At 63.9% G+C, this 17,436-nt stretch carries 13 protein-coding genes and 1 tRNA gene; all 14 read right to left on the reverse strand.

Annotated features, from left to right (window positions below; genetic code table 11):
* Positions 1-539 (reverse strand): GTP-binding protein (locus LF63_RS11135; protein WP_043101827.1); only part of this gene is annotated, 539 nt, incomplete at its 3' end.
* Between the two features lie 55 nt (positions 540-594).
* On the reverse strand, positions 595-2,685 hold the full coding sequence (gene fusA / locus LF63_RS11140; protein ID WP_043101829.1) for an elongation factor G: 2,091 nt from the start codon (positions 2,683-2,685) through the stop codon (positions 595-597).
* Positions 2,686-2,727: 42 nt separating this feature from the next.
* A complete protein-coding gene (gene rpsG, locus LF63_RS11145; protein ID WP_043101831.1) occupies positions 2,728-3,195 on the reverse strand; it encodes a 30S ribosomal protein S7 in 468 nt (155 codons plus the stop codon).
* A 16-nt stretch (positions 3,196-3,211) separates the two neighbouring features.
* On the reverse strand, positions 3,212-3,586 hold the full coding sequence (gene rpsL / locus LF63_RS11150; RefSeq protein WP_043101834.1) for a 30S ribosomal protein S12: 375 nt from the start codon (positions 3,584-3,586) through the stop codon (positions 3,212-3,214).
* 177 nt (positions 3,587-3,763) lie between these two features.
* The gene (gene rpoC, locus LF63_RS11155; RefSeq protein ID WP_043101837.1) at positions 3,764-7,981 is read right to left on the reverse strand and encodes a DNA-directed RNA polymerase subunit beta'; all 4,218 of its coding nucleotides are present in this window, start codon (positions 7,979-7,981) and stop codon (positions 3,764-3,766) included.
* 25 nt (positions 7,982-8,006) lie between these two features.
* Positions 8,007-12,167: a DNA-directed RNA polymerase subunit beta gene (rpoB, locus tag LF63_RS11160; protein ID WP_043101838.1), complete on the reverse strand. Its 4,161-nt coding sequence runs from the start codon at positions 12,165-12,167 to the stop codon at positions 8,007-8,009.
* A 218-nt stretch (positions 12,168-12,385) separates the two neighbouring features.
* The gene (rplL, locus tag LF63_RS11165) at positions 12,386-12,766 is read right to left on the reverse strand and encodes a 50S ribosomal protein L7/L12 (protein ID WP_043101840.1); all 381 of its coding nucleotides are present in this window, start codon (positions 12,764-12,766) and stop codon (positions 12,386-12,388) included.
* Between the two features lie 60 nt (positions 12,767-12,826).
* Positions 12,827-13,351: a 50S ribosomal protein L10 gene (gene rplJ / locus LF63_RS11170; protein WP_043101842.1), complete on the reverse strand. Its 525-nt coding sequence runs from the start codon at positions 13,349-13,351 to the stop codon at positions 12,827-12,829.
* A 343-nt stretch (positions 13,352-13,694) separates the two neighbouring features.
* On the reverse strand, positions 13,695-14,399 hold the full coding sequence (gene rplA, locus LF63_RS11175; protein ID WP_043101844.1) for a 50S ribosomal protein L1: 705 nt from the start codon (positions 14,397-14,399) through the stop codon (positions 13,695-13,697).
* A 3-nt stretch (positions 14,400-14,402) separates the two neighbouring features.
* Positions 14,403-14,831, reverse strand: a complete 429-nt coding sequence (gene rplK, locus LF63_RS11180; protein ID WP_043101845.1) for a 50S ribosomal protein L11 — start codon at positions 14,829-14,831, stop codon at positions 14,403-14,405.
* 177 nt (positions 14,832-15,008) lie between these two features.
* A complete protein-coding gene (nusG, locus tag LF63_RS11185; RefSeq protein WP_043101847.1) occupies positions 15,009-15,569 on the reverse strand; it encodes a transcription termination/antitermination protein NusG in 561 nt (186 codons plus the stop codon).
* A gap of 11 nt (positions 15,570-15,580) precedes the next feature.
* Positions 15,581-15,967, reverse strand: coding sequence for a preprotein translocase subunit SecE (gene secE, locus LF63_RS11190; protein ID WP_043101848.1), 387 nt, complete (start codon positions 15,965-15,967; stop codon positions 15,581-15,583).
* Between the two features lie 12 nt (positions 15,968-15,979).
* A tRNA-Trp gene (locus tag LF63_RS11195) sits at positions 15,980-16,055 on the reverse strand.
* A 122-nt stretch (positions 16,056-16,177) separates the two neighbouring features.
* Positions 16,178-17,368: an elongation factor Tu gene (gene tuf, locus LF63_RS11200; RefSeq protein ID WP_043101849.1), complete on the reverse strand. Its 1,191-nt coding sequence runs from the start codon at positions 17,366-17,368 to the stop codon at positions 16,178-16,180.
* Positions 17,369-17,436: the final 68 nt, after the last annotated feature.

Here is a 17,436-nt window from a genome sequence, read left to right on the forward strand (position 1 = left end):
TCCAGCGCCTTCAGCGCCGAACCGGTGATGATCGGCGTGTCGTCGCCAGGGAAGTCGTAGTTGGACAGCAGCTCGCGCACTTCCATCTCGACCAGTTCCAGCAGCTCGGCGTCGTCCACCATGTCCGCCTTGTTCAGGTAGACCACGATGTACGGCACGCCCACCTGGCGCGACAGCAGGATGTGCTCGCGCGTCTGCGGCATCGGGCCGTCGGCGGCCGAGCACACCAGGATCGCGCCGTCCATCTGCGCCGCACCCGTGATCATGTTCTTCACGTAGTCGGCGTGGCCCGGGCAGTCCACGTGTGCGTAATGGCGGTTCGGCGATTCGTACTCGACGTGCGCCGTCGAGATCGTGATGCCGCGCGCCTTCTCTTCCGGCGCACCGTCGATCTGGTCGTAGGCCTTCACGTCGCCACCGAACTTCTCCGCACCGACCTTCGTCAGCGCCGCCGTCAGCGTCGTCTTGCCGTGGTCAACGTGACCGATCGTGCCCACGTTCACGTGCGGCTTTTTACGCTCGAACTTTTCCTTGGACATGACTTAATAACCTCGAAAGAACTTGTACTTGTGATTTCGTGTGGACAATCGGCCCTTAGGCCTTCTTCATCACTTCTTCGGCGATGCTGTTCGGCGCGTCGGCGTAGTGATCGAATTCCATCGTGAAGGTGGCGCGACCCTGGGTCGACGAACGCAGGCTGGTGGCGTAACCGAACATCTCGCCCAGCGGCACCATCGCGTTGACGACCTTGCCCGACGGGCTGTCATCGGTACCCTGGAGCAGGCCGCGACGACGGCTCAGATCGCCCATGACGTCGCCCATGTACTCCTCGGGCGTGACGACCTCGACCTTCATCATCGGCTCGAGCAGGACCGGGCTGGCCTTGTTGAAGCCTTCCTTGAAGCCCATCGAACCGGCGATCTTGAACGCCATTTCCGACGAATCGACTTCATGGTAGGAACCGTCGACCAGGCGCACCTTGACGTCCACGACCGGGTAGCCGGCCATAATGCCGTTGGCCATGGCTTCCTGGATGCCCTTGTCGACCGCCGGGATGTATTCCTTCGGCACCACGCCGCCGACGATCGAGTTCTCGAACTCGTAGCCGACGCCGCGCTCCTGCGGCTCGATCTCCAGCACCACGTGACCGAACTGGCCCTTACCGCCGGACTGACGCACGAACTTGCCTTCCTGACGCACCGCTTGGCGAATCGTCTCGCGGTAGGCCACCTGCGGCTTGCCGACGTTGGCCTCGACGTTGAACTCGCGCTTCATGCGGTCCACCAGGATGTCCAGGTGGAGCTCGCCCATGCCCGAGATGATCGTCTGGCCGGACTCTTCGTCGGTACGCACGCGGAAGGACGGATCCTCCTGCGCCAGGCGACCGAGGGCGATGCCCATCTTCTCCTGGTCCGACTTGGTCTTCGGCTCGACCGCCATGGAGATCACCGGCTCCGGGAACACCATGCGCTCGAGGGTGATGATGTTGCCCTGATCGCAAAGGGTGTCACCCGTGGTGACGTCCTTCAGGCCGACCGCTGCGGCGATGTCGCCGGCGCGGACTTCCTTCAGCTCCTGACGCTCGTTGGCGTGCATCTGCAGGATGCGGCCCACGCGCTCCTTCTTGCTCTTGACCGGGTTGTAGACCTGGTCGCCGGCATTCAGCACGCCCGAATAGACGCGGAAGAAGCTCAGCGAACCGACGAACGGATCGGTCATGATCTTGAACGCGAGCGCCGAGAACGGCGCCTTGTCGTCGGCCGTGCGCGACGCCGGCTGCTCGTTTTCGTCGATGCCTTCGACCGGCGGACGATCCGACGGCGACGGCAGCAGCTCGACCACCGCGTCCAGCAGCGCCTGCACGCCCTTGTTCTTGAAGGCCGTACCGCAGAAGACCGGAATCAGCGCCGTGTCCAGCGTACCCTGACGGATGCCGCTGATGATCTCTTCCTCGGACAGCTCGCCGTCCTCGAGGTACTTGTTCATCAGCTCTTCGCTGGTCTCGGCCGCGGACTCGACCATGAACTCGCGGGCCGCTTCGCACTGTTCCTGCAACTCGGCCGGAATGTCACGGTACTCGAACTTCGTACCCTGGCTTTCCATGTCCCAGTAGATGGCCTTCATCTTGACCAGGTCGACCACGCCCTCGAAGTTGTCTTCGGCGCCGATCGGCACCTGCATCGGCACCGGATGGGCACCCAGACGCGACTTCAGCTGACCGACCACCTTGTCGAAGTTGGCGCCGGTGCGGTCCATCTTGTTGACGAACGCCAGACGCGGCACCGCGTACTTGTTGGCCTGACGCCACACGGTCTCGGACTGCGGCTGCACGCCGCCGACCGCGCACAGCACGAACACCGCGCCGTCGAGCACGCGCAGCGAACGCTCCACCTCGATGGTGAAGTCGACGTGGCCCGGGGTGTCGATGATGTTGAAGCGATGCTGCGGCAGCGAGCGGTCCATACCCTGCCAGAAGCAGGTGGTGGCCGCCGAGGTGATGGTGATGCCGCGCTCCTGCTCCTGCTCCATCCAGTCCATGACGGCAGCACCGTCATGCACTTCGCCGATCTTGTGCGAAATGCCGGTGTAGAACAGGATGCGCTCCGTCGTGGTGGTCTTGCCGGCATCGATGTGGGCCATGATGCCGAAGTTGCGGTAGCGCTCGATGGGAGTGGTGCGTGCCACGGTGATTCCTCGAAATTCTCGTGTGTGTCCGTACTACCGCGATTACCAGCGGTAGTGCGAGAAGGCCTTGTTGGCTTCGGCCATGCGATGCGTCTCTTCACGCTTCTTCATGGCGCCGCCGCGGGACTCGGAAGCTTCCAGGAGCTCCGCCGCCAGCTTGCGCGGCATCGAGGTCTCGCTGCGCTTGCGCGCGGCTTCGATGACCCAGCGCATGGCCAGCGCCATACGACGACCCGGACGAACCTCGACCGGCACCTGGTAGGTGGCGCCACCGACACGACGGGACTTCACCTCGACGACCGGGGCGACATTGCCCAGCGCCTTCTCGACCAGGGACACCGGCTCGGCGTTCTTCTCGCCGATGTGATCCAGCGCGCCATAGACAATCGTCTCGGCGGTCGACTTCTTGCCGCTCTTCATCACCATGTTGATGAAGCGCGCGATCAGCTCGCTGCTGTGCTTCGGATCCGGCAGGATCACGCGAGCGGGATGTGAACCTTTACGCGACATCTCTCAAATCCCTCGCTTAGCCCTTCGGGCGCTTGGCGCCGTACTTGGAACGCGCCTGACGACGCTTGGTGACGCCGGCGCAGTCCAGGCTGCCGCGAACGGTGTGATAACGCACACCCGGCAAATCCTTGACGCGGCCGCCGCGAATCAGGACCACCGAGTGCTCCTGCAGATTGTGGCCTTCGCCGCCGATGTAGCTGATGACCTCGTAGCCATTGGTCAAACGGACCTTGGCCACCTTGCGAAGGGCCGAGTTCGGCTTCTTCGGCGTGGTCGTGTAAACACGCGTGCAGACGCCACGTCGCTGCGGGCTGCTCTGCAGGGCCGGCGAATTGCTCTTATAGCTCTTCGGCCGGCGGGGCTTGCGAACCAGTTGGTTGATCGTCGCCATGCGAAAGTTGTCCTAAGAAACACAAAGGCAGACCGGTGCAATCCGGCCTGCCAAGAAGCGGAAATTTAACACGCACCGCCACCTATTGGCAAGCGATGCTCAACCTTCCCTGCGTTCGAACACGAGGTGCGTCCGTGCACCTCATTTCGTATGTAGTCAAACGGCGTGCGAATGTACTTATTCGCCGTCTGCGGCCCCTGCTTCGCTGGTCTCGGCGGCAGTTTGCTCGGAAGCGCTGCCAGAGAGGGTTTCCAGTTCGGAAGCGGTGAGGCCACCATCGCGCTGACGTTGCGCGTGGTATGCCAGACCCGTTCCCGCAGGGATTAGCCGACCGACTATAACGTTTTCCTTCAGTCCGCGCAAGGTGTCACGGGTGCCGCGTACCGCAGCCTCCGTCAACACACGCGTGGTTTCCTGGAACGACGCCGCCGAAATGAACGATTCGGTCGCCAGCGAAGCCTTGGTGATGCCCAGCAGCACCGACTGCGCTTCGGCCGGACGCTCGTTGCGGCTGGCCAGGCGCTCGTTGTCCTGAACAAACCGCTGACGCTCGACCTGCTCGCCGCGGAGATAGGTGCTCTCGCCCGGATCGGTGATCTCGACCTTGCGCAGCATCTGGCGAATGATCGCCTCGATGTGCTTGTCGTTGATCTTCACGCCCTGCAGGCGGTAGACGTCCTGGATTTCCTTGACCAGATAGGCCGCCAGCTGCTCCACGCCCAGCAGGCGCAGGATGTCATGCGGATCCGGCTCGCCGTCGACCACCGTCTCGCCCTTCTCCACGTGCTCGCCCTCGAACACGATGATGTGGCGCCACTTCGGAATCAGCTCCTCGTGATCGTTGCCGTCGGCGTCCTTGATGATCAGACGCTGCTTGCCCTTGGTGTCCTTGCCGAAGCTGACCACGCCGGAGCGCTCGGCCAGAATCGCCGGCTCCTTCGGCTTGCGCGCCTCGAACAGATCGGCCACGCGGGGCAGACCGCCGGTGATGTCGCGGGTCTTGGAGGTTTCCTGCGGGATACGTGCCACCACGTCGCCCACGCCCACCTCGGCACCGTTCTGGATCGACACGATGGCGCCGGCCGGCAGGAAGTACTGCGCCGGAACGTCGGTGCCGGGCAGCTTGAGCTCCTTGCCCTTCTTGTCTTCCAGCTTGACCATCGGACGCAGATCCTTGGCCGCGGTGCCGCGACGCTTCGGATCGGTGACCACCGCGCTCTCCAGACCGGTCAGTTCGTCGGTCTGGCTCTGCACGGTGACGCCGTCGATGAAGTCGCTGAAGCTGACCACACCGGCCACTTCCGAGACGATCGGATGGGTATGCGGATCCCACTGCGCCACGGTCTGGCCGGCCTTGACCGGCGCGCCATCCTTGACGTCGATGGTGGCGCCGTAGGGCACCTTGTAGCGCTCGCGCTCGCGGCCCTGCGTATCCAGCACGCTGACCTCGCCCGAACGCGACACCGCGACCAGATGACCCTGGCTGTGCTGCACGCTCTTGAGGTTGTTGAACTTCAGCGTACCGGTGGTCTTGACGGTGACGTTGTCGACCGCGGCGGCACGCGAAGCGGCACCGCCGATGTGGAAGGTACGCATGGTCAGCTGCGTGCCCGGCTCACCGATGGACTGCGCGGCGATCACGCCGACCGCCTCGCCGATGTTGACCAGGTGACCACGGGCCAGATCGCGGCCGTAGCACATGCCACAGACGCCGTGCGACGCCTGGCAGGTGATCGGCGAACGGACCTGCACGATCTGCACGCCGGCATCGTCCAGCATGGCGACCTGCTTCTCGTCCAGCAGGGTGCCGGCCTCGACGATCGGATCATTGCTGTCGTCGCCCGGCGCGTAGACGTCCTCGGCCACCACGCGGCCCAGCACGCGCTCGCGCAGCGGCTCGACCACATCGCCGCCTTCGACGATGGGCGTCATGGTCAGGCCTTCGGTCGTACCGCAGTCCTCGGTGGTGACGACCACGTCCTGCGCCACGTCGACCAGACGACGCGTCAGGTAACCGGAGTTGGCGGTCTTCAACGCGGTATCGGCCAGGCCCTTACGAGCGCCGTGGGTCGAGTTGAAGTACTGCAGCACGTTCAGGCCTTCGCGGAAGTTGGCCTTGATGGGCGTCTCGATGATCGAGCCGTCCGGACGCGCCATCAGACCGCGCATGCCGGCCAGCTGACGAATCTGCGCCACCGAACCACGGGCGCCGGAGTCGGCCATGATGTACAGCGAGTTCATCGACTTCTGGTCGACTTCCTTGCCGTCGGCATCGACACGCTTCTCGGTGCCGATACCGTCGATCATGGCCTTGGCGACCAGTTCGTTGGTGCGCGACCAGATGTCGACGACCTTGTTGTAACGCTCGCCAGCGGTGACCAGACCGGACTGGTACTGCTCCTGGATCTCGACCACTTCCTTCTCGGCCTCGGCAAGAATGCCCTTCTTGGCCTCCGGAATCTTCATGTCGTCGATGCCGATGGAGATACCCGCGCGCGTCGCCAGACGGAAGCCGGTGTACATCAGCTTGTCGGCGAAGACCACGGTCTCCTTCAGGCCCAGACGGCGGTAGCTGGCGTTGATCAGGCGCGAGATGGCCTTCTTGGTCAGCTCGGTGTTGGCCAGCTCGAACGGCAGGCCCACCGGCATGATCTCGGCCAGCAGCGCACGACCGACCGTGGTGTTGACCAGTTCGACCTTCTCGGTGCGCTCGCCTTCCTCGCCGATCTCGACCTGCTTCAGGCGCACGCGGATGCTGGCGTGCAGCTCGACCGCGCGGTTCTCGTAGGCGCGACGCACTTCGGCCACGTTGGCGAACACCATGCCGGCGCCCTTGGCGTCGACCAGCTCGCGGCTCATGTAGTACAGACCCAGGACCACGTCCTGCGTCGGCACGATGATGGGCTCGCCATTGGCCGGCGACAGGATGTTGTTGGACGACATCATCAGGGCGCGCGCTTCCAGCTGCGCCTCGATGGACAGCGGCACGTGCACGGCCATCTGATCGCCGTCGAAGTCGGCGTTGAAGGCGGTACACACCAGCGGATGCAGCTGGATGGCCTTGCCTTCGATCAGCACCGGCTCGAACGCCTGGATGCCCAGACGATGCAGGGTCGGCGCGCGGTTCAGCATCACCGGATGCTCACGGATGACTTCGGACAGGATGTCCCAGACTTCCGCTTCTTCGCGCTCGACCAGCTTCTTGGCGGCCTTGATGGTGGACGCCAGACCGCGGCTCTGCAGCTTGGCGAAGATGAACGGCTTGAACAGCTCCAGCGCCATCTTCTTGGGCAGGCCGCACTGATGCAGCTTCAGGGTCGGGCCGACCACGATGACCGAACGGCCGGAGTAGTCGACGCGCTTGCCCAGCAGGTTCTGGCGGAAGCGGCCCTGCTTGCCCTTGATCATGTCGGCCAGCGACTTCAGCGGGCGCTTGTTGGTGCCGGTGATGGCACGACCGCGACGGCCGTTGTCCAGCAGCGCGTCCACCGACTCCTGCAGCATGCGCTTCTCGTTGCGCACGATGATGTCCGGCGCGTTGAGGTCGAGCAGACGCTTCAGGCGGTTGTTGCGGTTGATGACGCGGCGGTACAGATCGTTCAGATCCGAGGTCGCGAAACGGCCGCCGTCCAGCGGCACCAGCGGACGCAGATCCGGCGGCAGCACCGGCATCACGGTCATGACCATCCACTCCGGCTTGTTGCCGGATTCCAGGAAGGCCTCGACCAGCTTGATGCGCTTGGTCAGTCGCTTGAGCTTGGTCTCGGAATTGGTCGCCGCGATGGCTTCCTTGAGTTGCATTTCCTCGGTCTTGAGATCGAGGTCCTTGAGCAGCTCGTAAACGGCCTCGGCACCCATGCGGGCGTCGAACTCGTCACCGTGCTCCTCGACCGCTTCCAGGTACTGGTCCTCGGACAGCATCTGGCCGCGCTCCAGCGTGGTCAGGCCGGGATCGACCACCACGTAGGCCTCGAAGTAGAGGATGCGCTCGATGTCGCGCAGCGTCATGTCCAGCATCAGACCGATGCGCGACGGCAGCGACTTCAGAAACCAGATGTGCGCGACCGGGCTGGCCAGCTCGATGTGGCCCATGCGCTCGCGACGCACCTTGGCCAGGGTGACCTCGGTGCCGCACTTCTCGCACACCACGCCGCGGTGCTTCATGCGCTTGTACTTGCCGCACAGGCACTCGTAGTCCTTCACCGGACCGAAGATGGCGGCGCAGAACAGGCCGTCACGCTCCGGCTTGAAGGTGCGGTAGTTGATGGTTTCCGGCTTCTTGACCTCGCCGAACGACCACGACCGGATCAGCTCCGGCGAGGCCAGCGAGATCTTGATCGCGTCAAAGTCCTGCGGCTGACGCTGCTGATTGAACAGGTTGAGCAAATCTTTCATAAGGTTCTCTCCGCTCGCGCGCCGATTACTTGGTCTCGTCCAGCTCGATGTCGATCGCCAGCGACCGGATTTCCTTCACCAACACGTTGAAGGATTCCGGCATGCCCGCGACCATCTCGTGATTGCCGTCGACGATGTTCTTGTACATCTGGTTGCGGCCCTGCACGTCGTCGGACTTCACCGTCAGCATTTCCTGCAGGGTGTAGGCCGCGCCGTAGGCTTCCAGCGCCCAGACTTCCATCTCGCCGAAGCGCTGACCGCCGAACTGCGCCTTGCCGCCCAGCGGCTGCTGGGTGACCAGCGAGTACGGACCGGTGGAACGCGCGTGCATCTTGTCGTCGACCAGATGGTTGAGCTTGAGCATGTGCATGTAGCCGACCGTGACCGGACGATCGAACGCCTCGCCGGTGCGGCCGTCGTACAGCGTGGCCTGACCCGACTCGGGCAGATCGGCCAGCTTCAGCATGGCCTTGATCTCGCGCTCCTCGGCACCGTCGAACACCGGCGTCGCCATCGGCACGCCGCCGCGCAGGTTGTTGGCCAGCTCGAGGATCTCGGCGTCCTTGAACGACTTCAGATTCACGCGGTTGCCGAACTCGGCGCTGTCGTGGTTGTAGATCTCGTTGAGGAACTCGCGCACCTTCGAGGCCTTCTCGTTGGCGTCGAGCATGCCGGCGATCTTCTCGCCCAGGCCCTTCGCCGCCCAGCCCAGATGCACTTCCAGGATCTGGCCGATGTTCATACGCGAAGGCACGCCCAGCGGGTTCAGCACGATGTCCACCGGACGACCGTCGGCCGAATACGGCATGTCCTCGACCGGCACGATCATCGACACGACACCCTTGTTGCCGTGGCGGCCGGCCATCTTGTCGCCCGGCTGGATGCGGCGCTTGACGGCCAGGAACACCTTGACCATCTTCAGCACGCCCGGAGCCAGGTCGTCACCGGCGGTGATCTTGCCCTGCTTCTCCTTGAAGCGCTTGTCGAACTCTTCCTTGTGGGCCTTGATCTGCTTGGCGCCGCGCTCCAGGAACTCGGCCGCCTCTTCGTCCTTGACGTTGATCTTGAACCACTCGTCCTTCTTCAGGCCGTCGAGGTACTCGTTGGTGATTTCCGAACCGCGCTTCAGACCGGCCGGCGCGCTGCTGACGGCCTTGCCGACCAGCTTCTCGCGCATGCGGTCGTAGATCGCGCCTTCCAGGATGCGGAACTGGTCGTCCAGATCCTTACGGATGCGCTTGAGCTCGGTTTCCTCGATCTGCTTGGCGCGCTTGTCCTTCTCGATGCCATCGCGGGTGAAGACCTGCACGTCGATGACGGTGCCGTCCATGCCCGGCGGCACGCGCAGCGAGCTGTCCTTCACGTCGGACGCCTTCTCGCCGAAGATCGCGCGCAGCAGCTTCTCTTCCGGCGTCAGCTGGCTCTCGCCCTTCGGCGTGACCTTGCCGACCATGATGTCGCCGGCCTTGACCTCGGCGCCGATGTACACGATGCCCGACTCGTCCAGACGCGACAGCGCCTGCTCGCCCACGTTGGGGATGTCGGCCGTGATCTCCTCGGGGCCCAGCTTGGTGTCGCGCGCGACGCAGGTCAGCTCCTCGATGTGGATGGAGGTGTAGCGATCCTCCTTCACCACACGCTCGGAGATCAGGATCGAATCCTCGAAGTTGTAGCCGTTCCACGGCATGAACGCGACCAGCATGTTCTGGCCCAGCGCCAGCTCGCCCATGTCGGTGGAGCTGCCGTCGGCCAGGGTGTCGCCCTTGGCCACGATGTCGCCGACCTTCACCAGCGGACGCTGGTTGAGGTTGGTGTTCTGGTTGGAACGGGTGTACTTGACCAGCGTGTAGATATCGACGCCGGCGTCGTTGCCCTCGATCTCGTCCTCGTTGACGCGCACCACGATGCGGCCGGCGTCGATCTGGTCGATCACGCCGCCGCGACGCGCGGCCACGGTCACGCCGGAGTCGCGCGCCGTCGGGCGCTCGATGCCGGTACCGACCAGCGGCTTCTCCGAACGCAGCGTCGGCACGGCCTGGCGCTGCATGTTGGCGCCCATCAGCGCGCGGTTGGCGTCATCGTGCTCCAGGAACGGTACCAGCGCGGCGGCCACCGACACGGTCTGCATGGTCGAAACGTCCATGTAGTCCACTTCGGACGCCGGACGCAGCTCGGACTCGCCGCGGAAACGGCAGGACACGAAGCCTTCGACGAAGCTGCCGTCTTCGTTCAGCGGCGAGTTCGCCTGCGCGATGACGTGGTCGCCTTCCTCGATCGCCGACAAGTAGTCGACCTGGGTGGTGACCTTGCCGTCCACGACTCGGCGGTACGGCGTCTCCAGGAAGCCGTACTGGTTGGTGCGGGCGTACACGGCCAGCGAGTTGATCAGACCGATGTTCGGGCCTTCCGGCGTTTCGATGGTGCAGACGCGGCCGTAATGGGTCGGATGCACGTCGCGCACTTCGAAGCCGGCGCGCTCGCGGGTCAGACCGCCCGGACCCAGCGCCGACACGCGGCGCTTGTGGGTGACTTCCGACAGCGGGTTGTTCTGATCCATGAACTGCGACAACTGCGAGGAGCCGAAGAACTCCTTCACTGCCGCGGCCACGGGCTTGGCGTTGATCAGGTCCTGCGGACCCAGGTTGTCGGCCTCGGCCAGCGACAGGCGCTCGCGCACGGCGCGCTCCACGCGCACCAGGCCGATGCGGAAGGTGTTTTCCGCCATCTCGCCGACCGAACGCACGCGACGGTTGCCCAGGTGATCGATGTCGTCGACCTGGCCGTGACCGTTCTTGATGTCGATCAGCACCTTCAGCACGTCGAGGATGTCCGAACCCTCGCCCTGCTCGTCGAGCAGAGCCTTGGACGCGTCGTCCTTGCGCGAGGAGAAGTACTTGTGATCGAACAGCACGCTCGGGCCGGTCACGTCCTCGCGACCGACGCGGCGGTTGAACTTCATGCGGCCGACCGCCGACAGGTCGTAGCGGTCGAAGGTGAAGAACAGGTTGTAGAACAGGTTCTGCGCGGCTTCCTTGGTCGGCGGCTCGCCCGGACGCATCATGCGGTAGATCTCGACCAGCGCCTCGAGCTGGGTCTTGGTCGGATCCACGCGCAGCGTGTTGGAGATGTACGGACCGCGATCCAGGTCGTTCACGTACAGGGTCGGCAGCGTCTCGATGCCGGCCTTGCGGAACAGCTCCAGATGATCTTCGGTGATCTCGTCGTTGGCCGCCGCGATCAGCTCGCCGGTCTTGGTGTCGGCGACGTCCACGGCCAGGATGCGGCCGATCAGGTAGTCGTCCGGCACGTCCAGCGTGTCGACGTCGGACTTGGCCAGCTGGCGCACGTGGCGCGCGGTGATGCGCTTGCCCGCCTCGACCAGCACCTCGCCGTCGGCGATCAGGTCGAAGTTGAGGGTCTCGCCGCGCAGGCGCTCGGCGACCAGCTCCAGCGTGGCGCCGTCCTTCTTGTTCAGATGGAACACGTTGTGCTCGAAGAAGATCGCCAGGATCTCCTCGTCCGTGTAGCCCAGCGCACGCAGCAGCACCGTCACCGGCAACTTGCGGCGACGGTCGATACGGGTGAACAGCGCGTCCTTCGGATCGAACTCGAAGTCCAGCCAGGAACCACGGTAGGGAATCACGCGCGCGGAGAACAGCAGCTTGCCCGAGCTGTGCGTCTTGCCCTTGTCGTGATCGAAGAACACGCCCGGCGAACGATGCAGCTGCGAGACGATGACGCGCTCGGTGCCGTTGACGATGAAGGTGCCGGTCTCGGTCATGAGCGGCATTTCGCCCATGTAGACCTCTTGCTCCTTGATGTACTTGACGGTCTTCTTGGAGGCCGGGCTGTCCTTGTCGTAGATGACCAGGCGCACGGTCACGCGCAGCGGCGCGCCGTAGGTCATGCCGCGGTTGCGGCACTCGCGCTCGTCGAAGGGCGGCTCGCCCAGACGATAGTCCACGTACTCCAGCGCGGCGTTGCCCGAATAGCTGGAAATCGGGAACACCGACTTCAGCGCCGCGTGCAGACCTTTCTCCTCACGCTTCTTCGGCTGCACGTCCTGCTGCAGGAAGTCGCGATAGGAATCGGTCTGGATCGTCAGCAGGTTGGGAACGTCCAGCACCGGAGGACGCTTGCCGAAATCCTTGCGGATGCGCTTCTTCTCGGTAAACGAGTAGGTCATGGTGGATACCGCCTCGGTTCGCAGTGACGCCGGTGGGAAGACACCGGCAAAAAGTTGGAAAACGGAGATCGGAGATCGGCACTCAACAACATGGCGAGTGTCGATGGCCCATCGCCCTCTCCCGGGTTAAGGGGCCTGCATCAGCAGGCAAAGCCCGGGGGCTCTCGCCCCCAGGCTTGCTGTGCTTCGGGTCGAGCTCGCAGCGCGCAAGGCGCCGCTTACTTCAGCTCGACCTTGGCGCCGGCTTCCTCGAGTTCTTTCTTGAACTTCTCGGCGTCTTCCTTGCTCACGGCTTCCTTCAGGGTCTGCGGAGCGCCTTCGACCATGTCCTTGGCTTCCTTCAGGCCCAGGCCGGTGATGGCACGCACGGCCTTGATGGTGGCAACCTTGTTGCTACCGGCAGCGGCGAGGACCACGTCGAACTCGGTCTGCTCTTCGGCGGCAGCAGCGGCGCCACCGGCGGCCGGACCGGCAGCCACGGCGACCGGAGCCGCGGCGGACACGCCGAACTTCTCTTCCATCGCCTTGACCAGCTCCATCACCTCGACGAGGGACTTTTCGGCGATCGCGTCGATGATCTGTTCGTTGCTGAGAGACATCTTGATAACTCCTGGAAAAACGACTGTTACGTTGGAATGGGATTGCCGTAGGGCGAAACGTCAGGCGGCCTTCTGCTGCCCTGCCTGGTTGATCACGCGAGTGATCTGAGAGGCAGGCTCCGACAGCAGACGGACCAGCTGCGTGGCCGGCTGCGACATCACGCTGAGCAGCATGCTGAGCGCCTGATCGCGGGTCGGCAGCGAGGCCAGGACTTCGACGTGCGAGCCCGGGTACACCTTGCCGCCAATGGCCACGATCTTGGCCTTCAGCTTGTCGTTGGCCTTGGCAAACTCTTGGACCAGTCGACCGGCGGCACCCGGATCCTCGACCGAAAAGGCATACAGCAGCGGACCGACCAGTTGGTCGGAAGTACCTTCGTAATCGGTACCTTCCACTGCACGACGAACCAGGGTGTTCTTCGCAACGCGAAGAAACACGCCGGACTCGCGCGCCTTCTTGCGCAGCTCGGTGAGCTGCTCGACGGTGAGACCCAGATACTCGGCGGCGACCAGCGAGTGAGCCGAGGCGGCCACGTTCGCCAGTTCGGCAACGACCTCTTTCTTCTGCGCGAGATTGAGCGCCATTGCTTCCTCCGAACCGGATCGGCGACGCATCCTTCGCGCCACCGCTCCCAAGCGGGTTACGGAAACCACGTCCTTGCGGCTTCCCAGTGCCATCTGGCACCGACTTGGTGGCCGTTCCAGGATGAAAACCTGTTCGGGCAGCACCATCTACGCAGGCTGGTTGGAGCCGATTAAGGCTGTCGCGAACGCCCCGGGGACCTATCCATCGCTATGCACGCGCGTCCTTGCCGTTCCGGAGCGGCCGTTCGAGCCGCCTGCGGTCTTTGACGGCTCCGTCCGGACGAACCGGACGATGCCCCCAAAAACTGCCCGACCGACCCGGAGGCCGGACGGGACTTGATTCTTACTTGCCGGTCGACAGCGACGAGGTGTCGACGGCGATGCCGATGCCCATGGTGGTGGACACCGAAACCTTCTGCAGATACTGACCCTTGGCCGTCGCCGGCTTGGCCTTCAACAGGTCCGCCACCAGGGCGTTGATGTTGTCGGCCAGCTTGTCGACCTCGAAGTCCGCCTTGCCGACGCTGGCGTGGATGATGCCCGCCTTGTCGTTGCGGAACTTCACCTGGCCGGCCTTGGCGTTGTTCACCGCGGTGACCACGTCGGCCGTGACCGAGCCGTCCTTCGGGTTCGGCATCAGGCCGCGCGGACCCAGCAGCTGACCCAGCTTGCCGACCACGCGCATGGCGTCCGGCGTCGCGATCACGCGACCGAAGTCCAGATCGCCGCCCTGCATGCGCTCGGCAAGATCTTCCATGCCGACGGCATCGGCGCCGGCGGCCTTGGCGGCCTCGGCCTTCTCGCCGGCCGGGCAGAACACCGCGACCTTGATGGTCTTGCCGGTGCCGTGCGGCAGCAGCGAGGAACCGCGCACGCCCTGGTCGGACTTGCGCGCATCGATACCCAGACGCACGGCCACGTCGATGGACTCGACGAACTTGGCCTTGGCGTTGTCCTTCAGCATGGACAGCGCGTCGTTGAGCGGATAGGTCTTGCCCGGTTCGACCAGGCCCTGCATTGCCTTGAAACGCTTCGTGAGCTTCGCCATGACTTAGTCCTCCACCACCAGGCCCATGCTGCGCGCGCTACCGGCAATGGTGCGCACCGCGGCATCCAGATCGGCCGCCGTCAGATCCGGCTCCTTCTGCTTGGCGATCTCTTCGAGCTGGGCGCGGGTGACCTTGCCCACCTTCTCGGTGTTCGGCTTGGACGAGCCCTTCTTCACGCCCGTCAGCTTGCGCAGCAGCACGGAGGCCGGCGGGGTCTTGGTGATGAAGGTGAAGCTGCGATCCGAATACGCCGTGATGACGGTCGGGATCGGCAGACCCGGCTCCAGCTTCTGCGTGGCGGCATTGAACGCCTTACAGAATTCCATGATGTTCAGACCGCGCTGACCCAGCGCCGGACCGACGGGCGGAGACGGATTGGCCTGACCGGCCTTCACCTGCAACTTGATGTAACCGATGACTTTTTTTGCCATGTTGTTTTCCTTGCGAGTGCGAACGCCTTGCGGCTCCTCGCTTCACACCATCCGTGATGACGGGACGGCCACGGCTCCGCCGGGCCACAAACGCGTACACGCCGACCTAAAAAGGCACGGCGTGAACAGCCTAGTATAGGCGGGAAATCAGCTTCTTACAAGCCCCGCTCCGCGCGATCAGGATTTCTCGACCTGACCGAACTCCAGCTCGACCGGCGTCGAGCGGCCGAAGATCAGCACGGCAACGCGCAGACGGCTCTTTTCGTAGTTGACTTCCTCGACCACGCCGTTGAAGTCGTTGAACGGACCGTCGATGACGCGAACCATCTCGCCCGGCTCGAAAAGCACCTTCGGACGCGGCTTCTCGACACCCTCGCGCACACGGCTGAGGATGGTGTCGGCTTCGCTGTCCTTGATCGGCTGCGGACGGTCGGCGGTGCCGCCGATGAAGCCCATGACCTTGGGCGTATCCTTGACCAGATGCCAGCACTCGTCGTCGATGCGCGGGGCCTTGCCCTCGGTATCGGTCTCGATCTGCACCAGCACGTAGCCGGGGAAGAACTTGCGCTCGCTGCGGCGCTTCTGGCCGGCGCGCATTTCTACCACTTCCTCGGTCGGCACCAGCACCTCGCCGAACTTGGCTTCCATCTCCATGCGGCGAATGCGCTCTTCGAGAGAACGCTTGACCTGATTCTCGAAGCCCGAATAGGCGTGCACTACATACCAGCGCTTGCTCATGCCCTACTACCTCACTTTCCGAGCTTGAGAAGCCACTCGAGCACGACCGTCTTCAGCAACAGATCGATCGCCCCCAGCAGCAGGGCCAGAATCACCACCACAATCAGGATGATGATCGTGGTTTTGACGGTTTCGTCGCGCGACGGCCACACCACCTTGCGCATTTCGAACTGCGACTCGGCCAGGAAGTGGCGGATGCGACGACCGTAACCGGTCAGCATGACGATACCGACCGACAGCACCAGGCCGCCGACCAGTACGCCGGCGCGCACCACCTGCGCCGCGTTCGCGTACCAGTAGAAGCCGAAGAGGCCGGCTGCCAGCACCAGCACGGCCAGCACCAGCATCAGCTTGTCGCCGGCGCTCGACTTGTTGGTTTGTTCAGCCTTTGCGTTCATGCGCTACCTGGGTGGCACGGCAGGAGGGAATCGAACCCCCAACCTGCGGTTTTGGAGACCGCTGCTCTGCCAATTGAGCTACTGCCGTATAAGTGAATTCTACCGCGTCGAAATGACCAAGGCGGACCGCTTGCGCGGACCGCCGGCCATGAACTTCTTCCGGAATCGGTCGGACGATGCAACAGCGCCCGGCCGATTCCGTCTAACGTCTTACTCGAAGATCTTGGCGACGACGCCGGCGCCGACGGTGCGACCGCCTTCGCGGATCGCGAAACGCAGACCGTCATCCATCGCGATCGGCGCGATCAGCGTCACCACCATCTTCACGTTGTCGCCAGGCATCACCATCTCGACGCCTTCCGGCAGCTCGCACGCACCCGTCACGTCCGTCGTACGGAAGTAGAACTGCGGGCGGTAGCCCTTGAAGAACGGCGTGTGACGACCACCCTCGTCCTTCGACAGCACGTACACTTCCGCCTCGAACTTCGTGTGCGGCGTGATCGAACCCGGCTTCGCCAGCACCTGACCGCGCTCCACTTCGTCGCGCTTGGTGCCGCGCAGCAGCAGGCCCACGTTGTCGCCCGCCTGGCCCTGATCCAGCAGCTTGCGGAACATTTCAACGCCCGTCACCGTCGTCTTCGTGGTCGGACGGATGCCGACGATCTCGACTTCCTCGCCCACCTTGATGACGCCGCGCTCGATGCGACCCGTAACCACCGTGCCGCGACCGGAGATCGAGAACACGTCCTCGACCGGCATCAGGAACGGCTTGTCGATGTCACGCTCCGGCTCCGGAATCCACGTGTCCAGCGCCTCGACCAGCTTCTCGATCGACGGCACGCCGATGTCGGACGTGTCGCCCTCCAGCGCCTTCAGCGCCGAACCGGTGATGATCGGCGTGTCGTCGCCAGGGAAGTCGTAGTTGGACAGCAGCTCGCGCACTTCCATCTCGACCAGTTCCAGCAGCTCGGCGTCGTCCACCATGTCCGCCTTGTTCAGGTAGACCACGATGTACGGCACGCCCACCTGGCGCGACAGCAGGATGTGCTCGCGCGTCTGCGGCATCGGGCCGTCGGCGGCCGAGCACACCAGGATCGCGCCGTCCATCTGCGCCGCACCCGTGATCATGTTCTTCACGTAGTCGGCGTGGCCCGGGCAGTCCACGTGTGCGTAATGGCGGTTCGGCGATTCGTACTCGACGTGCGCCGTCGAGATCGTGATGCCGCGCGCCTTCTCTTCCGGCGCACCGTCGATCTGGTCGTAGGCCTTCACGTCGCCACCGAACTTCTCCGCACCGACCTTCGTCAGCGCCGCCGTCAGCGTCGTCTTGCCGTGGTCAACGTGACCGATCGTGCCCACGTTCACGTGCGGCTTTTTACGCTCGAACTTTTCCTTGGACATGACTTCCAAACCCCGATGGAATCAGATGGAAAACACAAAATCAGGACGCAAGAGCGCCCCGTTAAAAG

Origin of the sequence: Oleiagrimonas soli, assembly GCF_000761445.1 — a bacterium.
Classification (GTDB): domain Bacteria; phylum Pseudomonadota; class Gammaproteobacteria; order Xanthomonadales; family Rhodanobacteraceae; genus Oleiagrimonas; species Oleiagrimonas soli.

Bases quoted from the DNA above. Each gene is read 5' to 3' on its own strand.
- rplK (WP_043101845.1), bottom strand. From the start codon at position 14,831: ATGGCAAAAAAAGTCATCGGTTACATCAAGTTGCAGGTGAAGGCCGGT.
- rplL (WP_043101840.1), bottom strand. From the start codon at position 12,766: ATGTCTCTCAGCAACGAACAGATCATCGACGCGATCGCCGAAAAGTCC.
- rpoB (WP_043101838.1), bottom strand. From the start codon at position 12,167: ATGACCTACTCGTTTACCGAGAAGAAGCGCATCCGCAAGGATTTCGGC.
- secE (WP_043101848.1), bottom strand. From the start codon at position 15,967: ATGAACGCAAAGGCTGAACAAACCAACAAGTCGAGCGCCGGCGACAAG.
- rpoC (WP_043101837.1), bottom strand. From the start codon at position 7,981: ATGAAAGATTTGCTCAACCTGTTCAATCAGCAGCGTCAGCCGCAGGAC.
- tuf (WP_043101849.1), bottom strand. From the start codon at position 17,368: ATGTCCAAGGAAAAGTTCGAGCGTAAAAAGCCGCACGTGAACGTGGGC.
- rplA (WP_043101844.1), bottom strand. From the start codon at position 14,399: ATGGCGAAGCTCACGAAGCGTTTCAAGGCAATGCAGGGCCTGGTCGAA.
- rpsG (WP_043101831.1), bottom strand. From the start codon at position 3,195: ATGTCGCGTAAAGGTTCACATCCCGCTCGCGTGATCCTGCCGGATCCG.
- rplJ (WP_043101842.1), bottom strand. From the start codon at position 13,351: ATGGCGCTCAATCTCGCGCAGAAGAAAGAGGTCGTTGCCGAACTGGCG.
- nusG (WP_043101847.1), bottom strand. From the start codon at position 15,569: ATGAGCAAGCGCTGGTATGTAGTGCACGCCTATTCGGGCTTCGAGAAT.
- rpsL (WP_043101834.1), bottom strand. From the start codon at position 3,586: ATGGCGACGATCAACCAACTGGTTCGCAAGCCCCGCCGGCCGAAGAGC.